This window comes from Mesorhizobium sp. M0904 (assembly GCF_040319475.1).
Classification (GTDB): Bacteria; Pseudomonadota; Alphaproteobacteria; order Rhizobiales; family Rhizobiaceae; genus Mesorhizobium.
Genome location: NZ_JAMYOC010000002.1, coordinates 357,554 through 373,359, shown reverse-complemented (window position 1 = coordinate 373,359; position 15,806 = coordinate 357,554). Strand labels below are relative to the sequence as shown.

The following is a 15,806-nucleotide window of genomic DNA, read 5'->3' as shown; positions in this document are numbered from 1 at the left end:
AGATACGACCGATGTGCTCACACCTTCCTGTCGGCGATCGCCTTCGCTGCAGCCTTCATCTTCTGGATCAATGAGTCCTGACCCTAGTTGAGTTCCGGCGGCAGACCGTCATTGAGACCCTTCAGCGCGCCAGCGACGTACGTTGGATGAGAAAAGGGTGCTGCGTGCACCGCGCCTTCCCCGCGCGCCGATGCTCCACCTGGACCGCAAAAAAGTCCCGCCGCACTGCCAGAACGGCGGGACCGATCAAACGCTTTGCACCAGGCGGGGGGATGCGGGGTGGGCTTGCCAAGTGAGCGCGGACCGTAACCAACCCTAAGCGCAACGGCGGCAACGCGTCCACAACCGCCGGTTGGAGCGACAGGACGATTGAGCCGCCGGCAGGTCAGGTCATCCCGGGTCGCTATCGCTCGCAACCAGACGGTAGCGGAAATTGTTGCGGATGTGGTCGTTGAAATAGCGGCCCTTGGCGAACGCGGCCCGGAACGCGGCAAAGGTTTCCGGCTCGTACCGCTTGCCGCTGGCGACGAACCACACCGAGAGGGTCCTTCTATCCAGATCATATTCCATCTTGCGGATCGAAGTAGATGGCATGAGCACCACAGGCCGAGGCCCGCGCCCTTGCGGGGGAGCGCGGGCCGATCGGGATACCGATCTGCAGCAATACCTGGAGGGGAGGAATGGCTGCGTGCACCGAACTTGCGCGGCGGTCCCGTGTTCCAACCAGGATACACAAAAAGCTAGCCGCACCTTTCGGCATCATGCGGACGTTGGATTTCTGAGAAAGCGGGAGCGTCAATACCAACTTCTGGCGATGGAATTTTCCCGTGAGATAGGCACGCTCCACGGCGAAAGGAGTGCCCCGCCATGGCCGTCCTCGCCTATAACCTTGCCAATGACATCACAGGATCGTGGAGGGTCGTCTTCGTGCCGGACGAACTGCATCTGTATGTGGAATTCAGCCAGCCAGACGCCGACACAAACCCGGCTGATTGGATGAGCGTTGATGATTTCCTTGCATGGCGGCCGAAAGGCGCACTCCACGAGCGAGCGCGCGACAGCTTGGTTTCGCTCATTTGCAAGGCGCTGACAGGGCGATGAGACACGGCAAACCCGCACCGAGATCGAGTGCGAGCGCCGCGAGTGGGCCTAGGGCCCCACAAGCCAGTGCCACCCCGCCGCCGGCAAACCGCGGCGGGCGAGTGCCTCGGGGACACGATGGTAGATTGCTAATGCGTCCGCGTGTGGCCTTAAGTCGCAAACTATTGGCTTCAGAAGCAGGGCGTAGGGCTTCATTGATGGTGCTACCAACACCATATGGTGACCCATAGCCCTCCAAAACGAGAGAAGCTCGTCCCGACGGGTCGCACTGCGGCCGTCAGCTGGTAATTGCTACGAACTAGGAAACCATCATGCCTGAAAATATCAGACTAACTTCGAGAGACGTCCCCCTCATTCAGCTAGGCCTCTATCAGTGCCGCTTCCCGGTGAGCGAAGACCCATCAGTACCCGGCGGTTATCGTTTTTGTGCTGGGCCAACTTCGCCGGATCGCGCCTACTGCGATCACCACCACAACATTGTGACCGCCGTGGACCCTCGTCGAGCCCGTTCGGGTCTCCACCTCGCTCAACGACGCGCCGCGTAAGCCTGACTGGCGGCGGCCTCCCGGCCAGGCGCTATGCGCTCCAAGGCCTTGGCTACGACCTTGCCGTCGGCTCGGTCTGGCCCATCCTGCCTTATGCCGTCTTCGCCGATGTATCCCCGTCGCCCGATTGAGAACGACGACTTCTCGCCGAGCCCTTCAGCTCGCTAATCGCACAAACGCGTCGGCTCCAAAGGTTTGTCTGTCAGCACATCTTCAATGTGCCCGCGCCTGAAGCCCCAACATCTTCTGCGACCAAACCGCGTACCTGGCACCGCCGATCGGTTGCTGCGGCGGATTTTTGCTGTTCGCAGCTGAACAATGCCTATCAACCTTGTCATCGCACCTAGTCGCACGTAGCGGCCGTTCGAATTCTCATCGCTCGGCGCGATGTTTGGTCCGTCTGCCCAGAAGAGCGGAGCAAGCCATTGACACCCACGAAGTTGCTGATTGGGCAGATCGCTGTCGTATTCGCAATTGTCATTCTTGGCGTGTGGACTGCAACCCAATGGTGCGCCCACATGCTCTCCTATCAGCCGCCACTCGGCGCGCCCTGGTTTGTGACAGTCGGCTGGCCGATCTACCAGCCGTGGAAACTGTTCGAATGGTGGTTCCAATTTGACGCCTATGCGCCTGAAGTCTTCGACAAGGCTGGCATACTTGCCGGAGCCAGCGGGTTCCTGGGCTGTGCCGCCGCGATAGCTGGGTCCCTCTGGCGCGCACGGCAGCGGGGGTTGGTCACCACCTATGGGTCCTCACGATGGGCCATGAAGCTGGAGATCGAGAAGGCGGGGCTGTTTCAGCCGGCCGGCGTTTTCCTTGGCGGACTGAATTATCGCTATCTGCGCCATGACGGACCGGAACACGTCATGGCCTTTGCGCCGACACGGTCGGGCAAGGGCGTCGGACTCGTTGTTCCAACCCTTCTTTCCTGGACCGGCTCGGCCGTCATTCACGACATCAAAGGCGAGAACTGGCAGCTGACCTCTGGCTGGAGGTCGAAGTTCTCGCACTGTCTCTTGTTCAATCCGACCGATCCGAGATCGGCGCGGTACAACCCGCTGCTGGAAGTGCGCAAAGGTCCAGATGAGGTCCGCGACGTTCAGAACATCGCCGACATTCTCGTCGATCCGGAAGGCGCGCTGGAGCGGCGGAACCATTGGGAGAAGACCAGTCATTCACTTCTAGTTGGCGCCATCTTGCACGTGCTCTACGCCGAAGAGGAAAAGACACTCGCCCGTGTCGCCACCTTCCTGTCGGACCCGCAACGCTCATTCGCTGCGACACTGCAGCGGATGATGACCACCAACCACCTCGGCACGGTGGACAAGCCCCAGGTCCATCCGGTCGTGGCCTCGGCGGCTCGTGAGGTGCTGAACAAGTCAGAGAACGAGCGCTCAGGCGTTCTCTCGACCGCCATGTCGTTTCTCGGGCTCTATCGTGATCCAACGGTGGCCGCGGCAACATCGGCCTGCGACTGGCGCATTGCCGACCTTGTGGATGCCGAGCGACCGATGTCGCTGTATCTGGTCGTGCCGCCGTCGGATATCTCGCGCACTAAGCCCCTGGTGCGATTGGTGCTCAATCAAATCGGCCGGCGGCTGACCGAGCGCCTGGAGGGCGATCCAAAGAAGAGCCGCAAGCATCAGCTCCTGATGATGCTGGATGAATTTCCGGCGCTCGGTCGGCTCGACTTCTTCGAGACTGCGCTCGCCTTCATGGCAGGCTACGGCATCCGCGCTTATCTGATAGCGCAATCGTTGAACCAAATCTCCAAGGCCTATGGCGAGAACAACGCCATTCTCGACAATTGCCATGTGCGGATTGCCTTTTCCTCAAATGACGAGCGCACGGCCAAACGCATCTCGGACGCGCTCGGTACCGCGACGGAACTCAGATCGATGCGTAACTATGCCGGCCATCGGTTGGCGCCCTGGTTGTCCCACGTCATGGTAAGCCGCCAAGAGACCGCTCGCCCCCTGCTGACGCCGGGTGAGGTGATGCAGTTGCCGCAGGCTGACGAACTAATCCTGGTTTCGGGATTGCCGCCGATTCGCGCCAAGAAGTTGCGTTATTACCAGGATCCGAATTTCACGGAGCGAGTGCTGCCTTCGCCGGTGCTGCGCGACGGTGCCTACGCGGATCGGCCCACGTCGCGCCCGGACGATTGGAGCGGACAGGTGCGCGGCGTGGATCGGCGTCTTGCTGGCGACGACGACAGTGCCGGCGCGGCAATCGAAGACGGAGGTGTCCAGCAGCAGCGCCATCCGGGCCTGCCCGAAGAACGGACCCTCGTCGCCCAGGAGCCTGATCATGGCGATCTGTTCACGCCCGCAGACGATGACTGCGAGACGCTCGCCGACAAGCGCGTCATGGATCGGATTTCCACCGCAGCACGTGCGTACGGCCTCAATGAGGGAATGGGCGACGACAAGGACATCGTGCCCGGCTTCTGAACGGCGCGCCATACGCGGGCGCATCTCAGCGTAGATAACGGCCGTAAGCGATTTCGAGGATCTCGACGATGCTCGTTCCCGTCGCCGGTGCATCAGCGCCGGTCAGAGGGAACAAGCAGCATGAAGCCCCACCGCATTCGTCACCAGTTTTTGCTTGGACCCGAGTTGAGCGAGAAGCTGGAGAACCTCAGCCGCAATCCATCGACCACCAAATCGGCCATTGTGGCGCACGCGGTCGAGGCCTTTATCGAGCGGCGTGGGGAGAATGAACTCGACCACCGCTACGGCAAGAGGCTCGACCGTCTTTCCCGTGACCTCGGACATGTCAGGCGCGATGTCGAGATGATCCTGGAGAGCCTGGCGCTCTTCATCCGCTTTTCGATCACGCTTCATGCTCACACGCCGGTGCCGGACAAGGCGACGCAAGCGATTGCCCAGGAGCGCTTCGAGAAGTTCGTCGAACAAGTCGGCCGCCAAATCGCTTCCGGGAAACGGTCACTTGGCACCGACGATCGCAGGGGAGGGGAAGGATGAGTTCTCATCCGGAAGCCGACCATCGCCGCCGCGCCATGCTGCGCACCGCCATGGGTCCGGCGATCACCGAAGCCCTTGCCGATCCGACCGTCATTGAGGTGATGGTCAATCCCGACGGTGCGCTGCGGCTCGACCGGTTGGGTGAAGGCCGGGTCGACACCGGCGTGCACATGCATCCTTCTGAGGCCGAACGCATCATCCGCCTGGTCGCCTCCCACGTGCGCGCCGAGGCGCATGCGGACAATCCGATTGTCAGCGCCGAATTGCCATCGGGCGAGCGCTTCGAGGGTCTGCTGCCGCCTGTCGTGCTGGGGCCATGCTTCGCCATCCGAAAGCCTGCGGCGAAACTCTACACGTTGGCCGACTATGTCGCCGACCGGGTCATGCTGCCGCTGCAGGCCGATGCGCTGAAGAAGGCGGTCCGCGAGCGGCGCAACATCCTGGTCGCCGGCGGCACGTCGTCGGGCAAGACAACACTTGCCAATGCGCTGCTGGCACAAGCCGCCGATTGCGACGAGCGGGTGATCCTGATCGAGGACACGCGCGAACTGCAATGCGCGGCGAAGGATTGCGTTGCCTTGAGGACGAGGCGGGGGTCGGTCACGCTCGCCGATCTCGTGCGCTCGACCCTGCGGCTCAGACCCGACCGCATCATCGTGGGCGAAGTCAGGGGCGCGGAAGCCCTGGACATGCTGAAGGCATGGAACACCGGGCATCCCGGCGGCATCGCGACGGTTCACGCCAATTCGGCGCGCTCCGCTCTCTACCGTATCGAGCAGCTCGCCCAGGAAGCCGTCGTTACCGTTCCCCGCCGCCTCATCGCTGATGCGGTAGATCTGATCGTCTTCATCGCTGGGCGCGGATCCTCGCGCCGCATTGACGCGATCGCTGAGGTCACCGGTCTCGACAGCACCGGTGATTACGCCGTCACCCCGCTCACGCTTCCGCAACTCCAGCAGTTTTGAAAGGTCACCTCATGCGCAAGAAGCTTCGCTTCCTTTCGTCCATCGCGCTCGCGTTTCTTCTCACCGTCCCGGCCCACGCAGCGGGCTCCGGCATGCCTTGGGAACAGCCGCTGCAGCAGATCCTTGAGTCGGTGCAGGGACCGGTCGCCAAGATCGTCGCGGTGATCATCATCATCACCACCGGCCTGACCCTTGCTTTCGGTGACACGGCAGGCGGTTTTCGCCGGCTGATCCAGATTGTCTTCGGCCTGTCGATCGCCTTCGCGGCATCGAGCTTCTTTCTCTCCTTCTTCTCCTTCGGCGGCGGGGCACTCGTCTGATGGCCACCGGAGAGCAGCATATCGAGGGTTTCGAAGTCCCCGTTCACAGGGCATTGACTGAGCCGATCCTGCTGGGCGGCGCGCCGCGAGCGGTGGCGATCCTCAACGGCACGGTGGCCGCGGCAATAGGCCTTGGCCTGCAGCAGTGGATCGCCGGACTGGCGCTCTGGATCGCCGGCCACACCCTCGCGGTCCTTGCCGCTCGCCGCGATCCGGACTTCGCCAGCGTGCTTGTCCGTCATCTTCGCCTGAAGGGGTGGCTTGCATGCTGAACCTTTCGGAGTATCGCGGCAAAGCCGATCGGCTTGCCGATCATCTGCCCTGGGCCGCTTTGGTCGCGCCCGGCATCGTGCTCAATAAAGACAGTAGCTTCCAGCGAACCTTCCGGTTCCGTGGCCCCGACCTTGAAAGCGCGACCGAAGCCGAGTTGGTCGGCATCTGCGCACGAGCTAACAATGCGCTACGAAGGTTGGGCTCCGGATGGGGGTTGTTTTTCGAGGCCGAGCGCGTTGAAGCGCTGGGCTATCCGAGCTCGGCTTTTCCCGATGCTGCCTCATGGCTGGTCGATGAGGAACGGCGCGCGGCCTTCGAGGGCAAGGTCGCGCACTTCGAGAGTCGCTATCATCTGACCTTGGTCTTCATGCCGGCGCCAGATGGCCAGGCGCGGGCGGAAAGCGCACTGGTCGACTCGCATCACTCGGGAGGGGCTAGAGACTGGCGCCAGGAGCTGGCGTGGTTTCGCGACGAGACCGACCGCGTCCTGGATTTGCTGTCCGGCTTCATGCCGGAAGTGCGCGCCCTCGATGATGCCGAGACGCTAACCTATCTGCACGGCACAATCTCGACCTACCGCCATCCGGTCGCCATGCCGGAAACGCCAATGTATCTCGACGGTGTTCTGGTTGACGCGCCGCTTACCGGCGGCCTGGAGCCGATGCTGGGTGAGCAGCATCTGTGCACCCTCACCGTTCTTGGTTTCCCGAACGTCACCCGGCCAGGGATCCTCGACGCGCTCAACCATCAGGATTTCGCCTACCGCTGGATGACGCGCTTCATCCCGCTCGACAAGACGGAAGCCACAAAGACACTGACCCGGTTGCGCCGTCAGTGGTTTGCCAAGCGCAAATCGGTCGCAGCTATCCTGCGCGAGGTCGTGACCAACGAACCCGTCCCTCTCGTCGATAGTGACGCCGACAACAAGGCGCTCGATGCGGATGCCGCCCTTCAGGCATTGGGCGGCGATCACGTCGGCTTCGGCTATCTCACGACAACGGTGACGGTATGGGACCAGGACCGGCAGGCCGCCGCGGAAAAGCTCCGAGCGGTTGAGCGCATAGTCAATGGGCTCGGCTTCACCACGATCCGTGAAAGCATCAACGCGGTCGAGGCGTGGCTCGGCTCGTTGCCCGGTCATGTCTACGCTAACGTTCGCCAGCCGCTCGTTCACACGCTGAATCTTGCCCATGTCATGCCGCTGTCGTCGGCGTGGGCCGGTCCGGTGGACAACGAGCATCTCGCCAACGTGACTGGGACCGAATCCCCGCCGCTTCTCTTCGCAGAGACCAACGGGTCGACACCGTTTCGGCTTTCCACCCACGTCGGCGATGTCGGCCACATGCTGGTCGTTGGGCCGACCGGTGCCGGCAAGTCGGTTCTGCTCGCGCTAGTCGCTCTGCAGTTTCGACGCTATGCCGGGGCGCAGGTCTATGTCTTCGACAAGGGCAATTCGGCTCGTGCGGCAACACTGGCCATGGGCGGAGAACACCACGCGCTGGGCGCGGATGGTGCGCTTGCCTTCCAGCCACTGAGCAATATCGGCGACCAGACTACTCGCAGCTGGGCGGCGGAATGGATCGCCGGCCTCGTTGCCCATGAGAATGTCAGCGTTACGCCGGAGGTAAAGGAGGCGATCTGGTCGGCACTCATCAGCCTTGCCACCGCGCCGGCGCAGGAACGCACGCTCACTGGACTGTCGGTCCTGCTTCAGTCCAATGCGCTGAAATCCGCGTTGATGCCGTACACGCTCGATGGCCCATTCGGGCGTCTGCTCGATGCCGATGAAGATCGGCTGGCTTTGTCGGATGTGCAGTGTTTCGAGACCGAAGAGCTGATGCACAGCCAAGGCGCTGTGCTCCCGGTGCTCACCTATCTGTTCCATCGTCTCGAGGAGCGGTTCGACGGACGGCCGACGCTGCTGATGCTCGACGAGGCGTGGGTCTATCTCGACAACCCTCTCTTTGCCGCCCGCATCCGCGAATGGCTGAAGGTGCTGCGAAAGAAGAACGTCTCCGTCATTTTCGCCACGCAGTCACTTGCAGACATCGCTGCCTCGTCGATCGCGCCGGCAATCATCGAGAGCTGCCCACAGCGCATTTTTCTTCCCAATGACCGTGCCGTGGAACCGCAGGTGCGGGCAGCCTATGAGTGCTTCGGCCTGAACGAGCGGCAAATCGAATTGGTCGCCCGTGCCACACCGAAGCGCCAGTATTATCTGCAGTCGCGCCGCGGCAACCGCCTCTTCGAGCTCGGGCTCGGCCCGATCGCTCTTGCGCTCTGCGGCGCCTCTGATCCGGCCACGCAGACCCTGATCGACAAGGTGCTGTCAGAGCACGGACAGGAGGGCTTTGCCGCCCGGTTTCTGATTGCGCGCGGCCTCGATTGGGCTGCCGAGCTTCTCCAGCAATTCCCTCAACCAGACAAGGAGCAATCGTCATGATGCGGCGCCGCCTTCTCACCAGCCTGATCACCGTTTCCCTGATCGCAAAACCAATGGCCGACTACGTCCAGCCGGCCCACGCCCTGATCGTGTTCGATCCGTCGAATTATGCGCAGAACGTGCTGACAGCGGCACGTTCCCTGGAGCAGATAAACAACCAGATCCAGTCGCTTCAGAACCAGGCGACGATGCTGCAGAACATGGCGCGGCACCTTCAGCGCCTGGATTTTTCTTCCGTGGGCCAGCTCACAGGTTCGCTCCAACGGATCGACGGCCTGATGACCCAGGCCAGCGGCCTGAGCTTCGATCTCGACAAGCTTCAGAACCAGTGGCGTGTGCAATATCCGGAAAGCTACGACGCCACAATCGAGGTCAGCGATGTGGCGAGCGCCGCGCGCGAGCGCTGGCAAAACGCCATGCAGGCGTTCCGCCAAACCATGAGCGCGCAGTCGCAGATCGTGGAGAACGTGCGGGCCGACGGCGACCTGCTCACCGATCTCGTCAACCGCAGTCAGGGCGCGGCAGGTGCCCTTGAGGCAAGCCAGGCCACCAATCAGCTGATCGCGCTTTCGACCAAGCAGCAGATGCAGATCCAGACGCTGCTCGCGACACAGTTCCGTGCTGAAGCCGAAGATGCTGCCCGCAAGGCGCAGTCCGAGCAAGCCGCCCGCGAGACGACGAAGCGTTTCCTGGGCACCGGTACGGCCTATCCCGGCAACTGATCAGCAGTTCTTCAAGACAACGAGGAAGACGGCGACATGAATGACCTCGGCGTCATCGATCGCTTTATGCAGACCTTCATCCGCTATATCGACAGCGGGTTCGGTCTGCTTTCGGGCGACGTCGCCTTTCTCACCACCATCCTGATCGGCATCGACATCACGCTGGCGGGCCTGGTCTGGGCGTTCGGCGGCGAACCCAATATTCTCGGTCGGCTCGTTCGAAAGGTGCTCTATGTCGGCGCCTTCGCGTTCATCCTGAACAATTTCCGAAGCCTTGCCGACATTATCTACCGCTCCTTTGCCGGGTTCGGCATCAACGCTTCGTCCGGCAATTTGTCCGCCGACAGTCTCCTGCGGCCAGGCCGCATTGCCGCGGCCGGCTTCGAGGGCGCCTGGCCGCTGCTCAATCAAGCGAGCCAGCTAGTCGGCTTCCCCGAGATCTTTGGCAACGCCCTGACCATCTTCGTGCTGCTTCTCGCCTGGTTCCTGGTTCTCATCGCCTTCTTCATCCTTTCCATCCAGCTTTTCATCACCATCCTGGAGTTCAAACTCACCACATTGGCCGGCTTTGTTCTGGTGCCCTTCGCGCTCTGGAACCGCTCGGCATTTCTGGCCGAGCGCGTGCTCGGCAATGTGATCTCGTCGGGCATTAAGGTGATGGTGCTTGCCGTCATCGTCGGCATCGGCTCCACGCTCTTCGGCGAGTTCGCTTCCGCCCTGCAAGGCAAGGAGCCGGACTTGGCCGCGGCCATGTCACAGGTACTAGGCGCGTTGGCGCTGCTTGGGCTCGGCATTTTCGGACCGGGAATTGCCTCGGGTCTTGTTTCCGGCGCGCCGCAGCTTGGCGCGGGAGCTGCACTCGGAACCACCGCGGCGGCCGCCGGATCAACGCTCGTTGCCGGAGGTGCGGCGCTTGCCGGCGCGCGCATGGCAACCGGCGGCGGTCTCGCCGCCGTTCGAGCCGGCACGGCCATGGGATCGGCTGCTTCCACAGCTTGGCAGATGAGGCGTGCAACATCGCACGAGTCCGGCCTCTCCGGCGTAGCTGCTGGACTGCAGGGCGTTGCCGGCGCAGCTGGCGGCGCCGCGATGCGGGGAATGCGATCTGCTACAGAACCATTCCGGCGCAGCGCCGATGCCGGCCGCGATGCCGCCTGGACCGCGACGGGCGGCACGCCGACCGCATCAATGACCGGAAACCCTGCCGCGTCAGGTGCCAATGCCGCGCCGGCGTGGGCGAGGCGCTTGCGTTCCGAACAGACCGCGCGCGCCCATCGCCACGCCGCCACGCAGGCCGTCCGCGATGGCGATCGGGGTGGAAGCGGCGCCAACCCCTCTCTCAACGATAAGGAAGACTAGATGCTCTTCAAGCGACCTGTTCAGCGTTACGGGAAGACGCCCCACCCCGTCACACCATACCAGAAGGCCGCCCAACTTTGGGACGAGCGCATCGGCACTGCGCGCGTGCAGGCAAGGAACTGGCGCCTGATGGCCTTTGGCTGCCTCGCTCTGGCCATCGGGCTCTCTGGTGGACTCTTGTGGCAGTCGATGCAGGGCCGCGTCGTGCCTTATGTTGTCGAGGTCGACCGCTTCGGTGAAACACGGGCTGTCGCGCCGGCAATCCAAACCTACGAGCCCGACGATGCCCAGATTGCCTGGCATCTCGGCCATTTCATCCAGAATGTCCGCTCCGTCTCCACCGATGCGGTGCTGGTGCGGCAGAATTGGCTCTCGGCCTACGACTTCGCCACCGACCGTGCAGCCCTCTTTCTCAATGAGTACGCTAAGGCCAATGACCCGTTCGGCAAGATCGGCACGCGCAGCGTCTCGGTGCAGGTGACGAGCGTGGTACGAGCGTCCGACAACTCCTTTCAAGTCAAATGGACCGAGCAGGTCTTTGAGCGCGGCAGCCTCGCCAGCACAACGCGTTGGACCGGGATCCTCACCATTGTGATCCGGCCGCCGAACAATACCGATCAGCTGCGCAAAAACCCGCTCGGCGTCTTCATCAATGCCATCGACTGGTCGCGCGAGCTGGACAGCGCCGCGCAGACTTCCGTTCCCCCAAAGGAGCCCGCCAATGATAAATAGACTCTCGTCGCTCCGCACTGCGCTGGTCCTGTCGGCGTCGACCGCGGTACTTTCGGCCTGTGCCTCGAAGCAGGTGCCGCCACCGCAGATTTCCTATGACCATGCTGACTTCAAGCCGGCCGCGATTGAGAAGGCGCCGGAGAAGCCCGTCAAGGTCGTGGAAGTGCCGAAACCGCTGCCGCTGCCCGGCCAGTTGCAGCCCGAGCCGGGCAAGGCTGCTGAAGACAAGCGCTCGCCTGAAGAACGTGTCGCCGATGCCAACAAGGCGGCGACGCAGCAACCCACCAAATATGGCTATGTGAATGCGGTGCAGGTTTACCCTTTTGCCGAAGGCGCGCTCTACCAGCTCTATGCCGCACCGGAGCGCGTCAGCGATATCGCTCTGCAGTCAGGCGAGAAACTCCAATCCGTGTCGGCCGGCGATACAGTGCGCTGGGTAATTGGCGACACCGTCAGTGGCTCCGGCGATGACCAGCGCACCCATGTGCTGGTGAAGCCCTTCGCGCCAGGACTTGCCACCAATCTGGTGATCACCACGGACCGGCGAAGCTATCACCTGCAGCTTCAAAGCACGGATAAGACCGCCATGGCGGCCATCTCCTGGACTTACAGCGAGGACCAGATCATCGCGCTACGCCGGCGCAATGCGCAGGCCGACGCCGCTATGCCAGTGGCGTCGAATGTGGCTCTCGAAAATATTCGTTTCCGCTATTCGATTACCGGCGACATGCCGCCCTGGAGGCCGACGCGCGCGTTCGATGATGGCAGCAAGGTCTACATCGAGTTCCCGCGCCGCATCGATCAGGGCGAGGCCCCGCCGCTCTTCATCGTCGGAGCTGACGGGGACAACCAGCTCGTCAACTACCGCATACGGGGCAACTATTACATCGTCGATCGCCTCTTCGCCGCGGCCGAACTGCGCCTCGGCGCCAAGCAGCAGCAGGTGGTGCGCATCACGAGGACCGACGGCAGGCAAGCGCCGCGGCGGATATTGCTCTTTTCGCGTCCCAGCAGGTGAGGGACGGCCCATGACGGATACTTCCCGCTCCGATGCTCCACCGAAACTCGATCCAGAACAGCTGCAGCTGCGGGCCTCACCTCGCCGCGCTGTGCGCTTCAAGCGCGGCATTATTGTCGCCATTGCAGCTGTTGGTTCCGGCACCGTTCTAGGCGTCACCATGATGGCGCTGCAGGGACCGGCGCTGCGCATCAAAGAGCAGGCTGACGAGCTTTACAACACTGAGCGGAAGCCAACCGCGGAGGCAATTGAAAGGCTGCCTAAGGACTATTCCGGGATCAAGCCCAAGCCTCCGGTGCTTGGACCACCGCTGCCCGGCGACCTCGGCCGCCCCATCCTTGAGCACCAACGCCAGCTGGGCATCGCGCCGAGCCAGGAGGTTTCGGCGGAGGAGCAGCGCCTTGCACAGCAGGCGATCGAGGCGCGCGAATCGCAAGTCTTCTTCCGGATCGAAAATCGACCCCGGCAAGCAGATGCCGCCGGCAACGGGCAGGGCGGGCGTCCACCCTTTGAGGCAACGGCTCCACAATCCGATGCCGCACGCGATTCAGCTTCCGTTGCACCGGCCGAGGGCGACCAAAACAATCAACAGCGCAAGCTCGATTTTGTCAGCCAGCGGAACACAAGTGGAATCTACAATCTGTATGCACTGCAGACGCCGGCTTCACCCTATCAGCTGATGGCCGGCAGCGTCATAGCAGCGAGCCTGATCACTGGCATCAATTCCGACTTGCCCGGCCTCGTCGTCGCACAGGTCACCGAGAATGTGCAGGACACAGTCACCGGCAGCACCTTGCTCATTCCGCAAGGCTCTCGCCTGATTGGCACCTATGACAGCGTTGTTGCCTTTGGACAAAGGCGCGCGCTGCTGGTCTGGCAACGGATACTGCTGCCCGACGGCTCTTCGATCGAAATTGACAATCTGCCGGCAACAGACACTGCCGGCTATGCGGGGCTTGAGGACAAGGTGGATTTCCATACCTGGCAGCTGATCAAAGGCGTTGCGCTGGCCACCTTGCTAGGGGTCGGCACGGAGCTGAGCCTCGGGGAAGAGGAAAGCGACCTGGTCAAAGCAATCCGCGAATCCGCTCAGCAGAACGTCAGTCAAGCTGGCCAGCGCATCACCGAGAAGAACCTCAATATCCAACCCACCATCACTGTCCGGCCCGGTTGGCCACTGCGCGTCATCGTGCACAAAGATCTTGTGCTGCGGCCGTACCCGAATTGACTGGAGTCATCATGACCAATCTGAAACTCGGCAAACTTCCGGATCGGACACCTTCGAAGATCACCATAAGCATAAGTGCAGACATGAACCAAGCACTGAAGGACTATGCGGCGCTTTATCGTCAGACCTATGGCGAGTCCGAATCGGTAGCGGAACTGATCCCGTTCATGCTGGCGGAGTTCCTGGAGAGCGATCGAGCGTTTGCCAAGGCCAGAAAGGAAGTCGACAAGTCAGAGAAATCGCGGCAGCCAATTTCAGGGTCCGAATAAGTGACAGCGACCAGTGAGTCCGAGGGGGCACCTTTCTAGGCGGGCAAATGCATTGAAGCAATTTGCCGGCGACAAGCCGAAACATAGGGCACAATAGACGAGCTGATCCGCCCCGAACCAATGCCAGCTCTGCGCCGCAAATAGGACATTCGTCGGCCGCCAGAGGCCCTCCGAAAAGCGGACGTTCTCTGCGTGATTATCGTTGATCCGATACGTGGCCTCTTTGACTGCACACGCTGATCAACGTCAATGCAAAATATCTCCGTCTGCGCTGCATCGCGATAAGCAGCGGCGCTACAGCGAGCACCATCCAAGCTTTTCCGATGGCTTGACCCACGATGTAGTCTGGCTCTCCAAAAGCAATCTGAACGAATATTACGCTGTCCAGCAGCAGACCGACGACACTGCTCGCGACGGACGCGAGCACCAACCCGCGTCGTCGCAATCCTGTGAAAACCAGCAGATCAATCATCTCCGCAATCAAGAACGATGAAACGGAGGCGACGGCCTAGAATGGCGACGCGATTACCGCGGCAATGGCGCCACCAATTAACACGGCAGCGGCCGCCCAGCTAAGCCCAAGCGATTCCTGAACTAGGTCCCGAAGTACGAAGGCTAGGTCTGCAAGCAGGACTCCTGATGGTGCCAGGATGCCGGGCCACACCGGGATGAGACACGGCCCATCGGGGACGCAAAAAGTGCCAACGTGTGCGATGAGCCAGTCCGCCGCCGGCACACAGCCGATGAAGGCTGCTAGAGAAACCCACCCCGCCGCGCGGTTCAGTCCGATGATACTAGATATCGGACGCATCATTCTCGCCGGCTTCGCCATAAAATGACGAGGTGTCGACCGTCATATCTTGGATGACCGGCACTTCGTCGACCAGACTGCCATGAAAGGTTCCGGGGAAACTCTCAGACGTCTCCAACGGATCTGCGGTGTCCATCCCGTAACGCAGGACGACATACCAGGTCAGCGGTCCCTGGAAGTCGTTGCCGTCAAAACGGATCTCTTTCTCAAATGTCTCTATGGTGTCGACCTGGGTGGACGATGAAAGCGCGTCGAGGTCTGACCAAGCTTGCGTTTCCTGGTAATCCTTGGCCTGGACCGCTTCTATGACCTGCTGCCGCCGCGCGGTTGTGTTGTCATTCATATCCGTCACCCGATCATTGCGGTGCCGATGCCGATGCGTTCGACATAGCGCCACTTCAACATTTCGCAGAGGCCTACTATGTCCGGATAGATGTGACTGTGATCCACACCCATCTTGAAGAGCGTTCTGCGGAACCTGGGCCTCATTGCTGATGGTATGACGAACTTATCAGAGTTCTCCGGCACCCAGGCTCTGTCCGGCTGGTGATGAACCGAGAAGAGGCCCCGTTGGTTCACTATCCTGGGAGCCGACTTTGCCGGGACAAGAAACATCACGCGATCGATCGTGAAAGGGTCTGGGTTCTTCAACGGGTCAACAATGTCGTCGGCGGGAATATTGACCGCATGCACGACTGCATCGTCTTTTGGATTTCCGCTCGATATCGCAAAATAGCAAGCCACCAACGGGTTAGTGGTCCAATCGAGCAGACGCGTCGGAAGGCCATGATGTTGAGCAACAGCAAGCCAATTCCAGGCGCCGGTGACGGGTAGCTGGAACATCGGCTCGGCGGACTGCTGAAATGCTCGAAAGACCCTTTCCTCGTTAATGGCAGAATATACCGCAGGTGGTCGTCCGACGGTCGGAATGTGCTCATGCAATACCGAGCCGCATCCGCGAAACACGCGCATCGGATGCGCCTTTGCGTCAATGAACTCTATGAATTTCATCCACCGCGCCTGAGTGTCGCGG

At 61.6% G+C, this 15,806-nt stretch carries 17 protein-coding genes and 1 pseudogene; 14 read left to right on the top strand and 4 right to left on the bottom strand.

Going from position 1 to position 15,806, the window contains the following annotated elements:
• Positions 1 to 390: 390 nt before the first annotated feature.
• A complete protein-coding gene (locus NKH80_RS04290; RefSeq protein ID WP_352706207.1) occupies positions 391 to 594 on the bottom strand; it encodes a KTSC domain-containing protein in 204 nt (67 codons plus the stop codon).
• A gap of 273 nt (positions 595 to 867) precedes the next feature.
• On the opposite strand from NKH80_RS04290, the gene NKH80_RS04285 reads away from it, so the two are divergent.
• The 14 genes from NKH80_RS04285 (at position 868) to NKH80_RS04220 (ending at position 13,962) form a co-directional block, all read left to right on the top strand.
• Positions 868 to 1,101, top strand: coding sequence for a hypothetical protein (locus NKH80_RS04285; protein WP_352989824.1), 234 nt, complete (start codon positions 868 to 870; stop codon positions 1,099 to 1,101).
• 311 nt (positions 1,102 to 1,412) lie between these two features.
• Positions 1,413 to 1,646, top strand: a complete 234-nt coding sequence (locus NKH80_RS04280) for a GcrA family cell cycle regulator (protein WP_352530957.1) — start codon at positions 1,413 to 1,415, stop codon at positions 1,644 to 1,646.
• A 425-nt stretch (positions 1,647 to 2,071) separates the two neighbouring features.
• Positions 2,072 to 4,099, top strand: a complete 2,028-nt coding sequence (locus NKH80_RS04275) for a conjugal transfer protein TraG (RefSeq protein WP_352706203.1) — start codon at positions 2,072 to 2,074, stop codon at positions 4,097 to 4,099.
• Positions 4,100 to 4,219: 120 nt separating this feature from the next.
• The gene (locus NKH80_RS04270) at positions 4,220 to 4,633 is read left to right on the top strand and encodes a CopG family transcriptional regulator (RefSeq protein ID WP_352458763.1); all 414 of its coding nucleotides are present in this window, start codon (positions 4,220 to 4,222) and stop codon (positions 4,631 to 4,633) included.
• Positions 4,630 to 5,598, top strand: a complete 969-nt coding sequence (gene trbB, locus NKH80_RS04265; RefSeq protein WP_352706201.1) for a P-type conjugative transfer ATPase TrbB — start codon at positions 4,630 to 4,632, stop codon at positions 5,596 to 5,598. The genes NKH80_RS04270 and trbB overlap by 4 nt, the downstream gene beginning before the upstream one ends.
• Positions 5,599 to 5,609: 11 nt before the next feature.
• Positions 5,610 to 5,918, top strand: coding sequence for a TrbC/VirB2 family type IV secretion system protein (locus NKH80_RS04260; RefSeq protein ID WP_352706199.1), 309 nt, complete (start codon positions 5,610 to 5,612; stop codon positions 5,916 to 5,918).
• The gene (locus NKH80_RS04255) at positions 5,918 to 6,190 is read left to right on the top strand and encodes a VirB3 family type IV secretion system protein (protein ID WP_352989820.1); all 273 of its coding nucleotides are present in this window, start codon (positions 5,918 to 5,920) and stop codon (positions 6,188 to 6,190) included. The genes NKH80_RS04260 and NKH80_RS04255 overlap by 1 nt, the downstream gene beginning before the upstream one ends.
• Positions 6,184 to 8,634 carry a conjugal transfer protein TrbE gene (gene trbE, locus NKH80_RS04250; protein WP_352706197.1) on the top strand — a complete coding sequence of 817 codons (2,451 nt, stop codon included), beginning with the start codon at positions 6,184 to 6,186 and terminating at the stop codon, positions 8,632 to 8,634. Before NKH80_RS04255 ends, trbE begins: the two co-directional genes overlap by 7 nt.
• Positions 8,631 to 9,356, top strand: coding sequence for a P-type conjugative transfer protein TrbJ (trbJ, locus tag NKH80_RS04245; RefSeq protein ID WP_352989817.1), 726 nt, complete (start codon positions 8,631 to 8,633; stop codon positions 9,354 to 9,356). The genes trbE and trbJ overlap by 4 nt, the downstream gene beginning before the upstream one ends.
• A gap of 36 nt (positions 9,357 to 9,392) precedes the next feature.
• Positions 9,393 to 10,715, top strand: a complete 1,323-nt coding sequence (gene trbL, locus NKH80_RS04240; protein ID WP_352989814.1) for a P-type conjugative transfer protein TrbL — start codon at positions 9,393 to 9,395, stop codon at positions 10,713 to 10,715.
• Positions 10,716 to 11,447, top strand: coding sequence for a conjugal transfer protein TrbF (gene trbF, locus NKH80_RS04235; protein WP_352706192.1), 732 nt, complete (start codon positions 10,716 to 10,718; stop codon positions 11,445 to 11,447).
• Complete coding sequence (gene trbG / locus NKH80_RS04230) at positions 11,437 to 12,465, top strand: P-type conjugative transfer protein TrbG (RefSeq protein WP_352989811.1); 1,029 nt, start codon at positions 11,437 to 11,439, stop codon at positions 12,463 to 12,465. Before trbF ends, trbG begins: the two co-directional genes overlap by 11 nt.
• A gap of 10 nt (positions 12,466 to 12,475) precedes the next feature.
• Positions 12,476 to 13,693 carry a TraB/TrbI/VirB10 family type IV secretion system protein gene (locus NKH80_RS04225; RefSeq protein ID WP_352989808.1) on the top strand — a complete coding sequence of 406 codons (1,218 nt, stop codon included), beginning with the start codon at positions 12,476 to 12,478 and terminating at the stop codon, positions 13,691 to 13,693.
• An 11-nt stretch (positions 13,694 to 13,704) separates the two neighbouring features.
• Positions 13,705 to 13,962, top strand: coding sequence for a DUF2274 domain-containing protein (locus tag NKH80_RS04220; protein WP_352989805.1), 258 nt, complete (start codon positions 13,705 to 13,707; stop codon positions 13,960 to 13,962).
• A gap of 196 nt (positions 13,963 to 14,158) precedes the next feature.
• On the opposite strand, the pseudogene NKH80_RS04215 reads toward NKH80_RS04220, so the two are convergent.
• From NKH80_RS04215 to NKH80_RS04205, 3 genes and pseudogenes are all read right to left on the bottom strand, one after another.
• Positions 14,159 to 14,458 (bottom strand): annotated as a pseudogene (locus tag NKH80_RS04215) (VUT family protein); the annotation flags it as partial.
• 298 nt (positions 14,459 to 14,756) lie between these two features.
• Positions 14,757 to 15,116: a pPIWI-associating nuclease domain-containing protein gene (locus NKH80_RS04210; protein WP_352706185.1), complete on the bottom strand. Its 360-nt coding sequence runs from the start codon at positions 15,114 to 15,116 to the stop codon at positions 14,757 to 14,759.
• A 5-nt stretch (positions 15,117 to 15,121) separates the two neighbouring features.
• Positions 15,122 to 15,784, bottom strand: coding sequence for an FRG domain-containing protein (locus tag NKH80_RS04205; protein ID WP_352706183.1), 663 nt, complete (start codon positions 15,782 to 15,784; stop codon positions 15,122 to 15,124).
• Positions 15,785 to 15,806 lie beyond the last annotated feature (22 nt).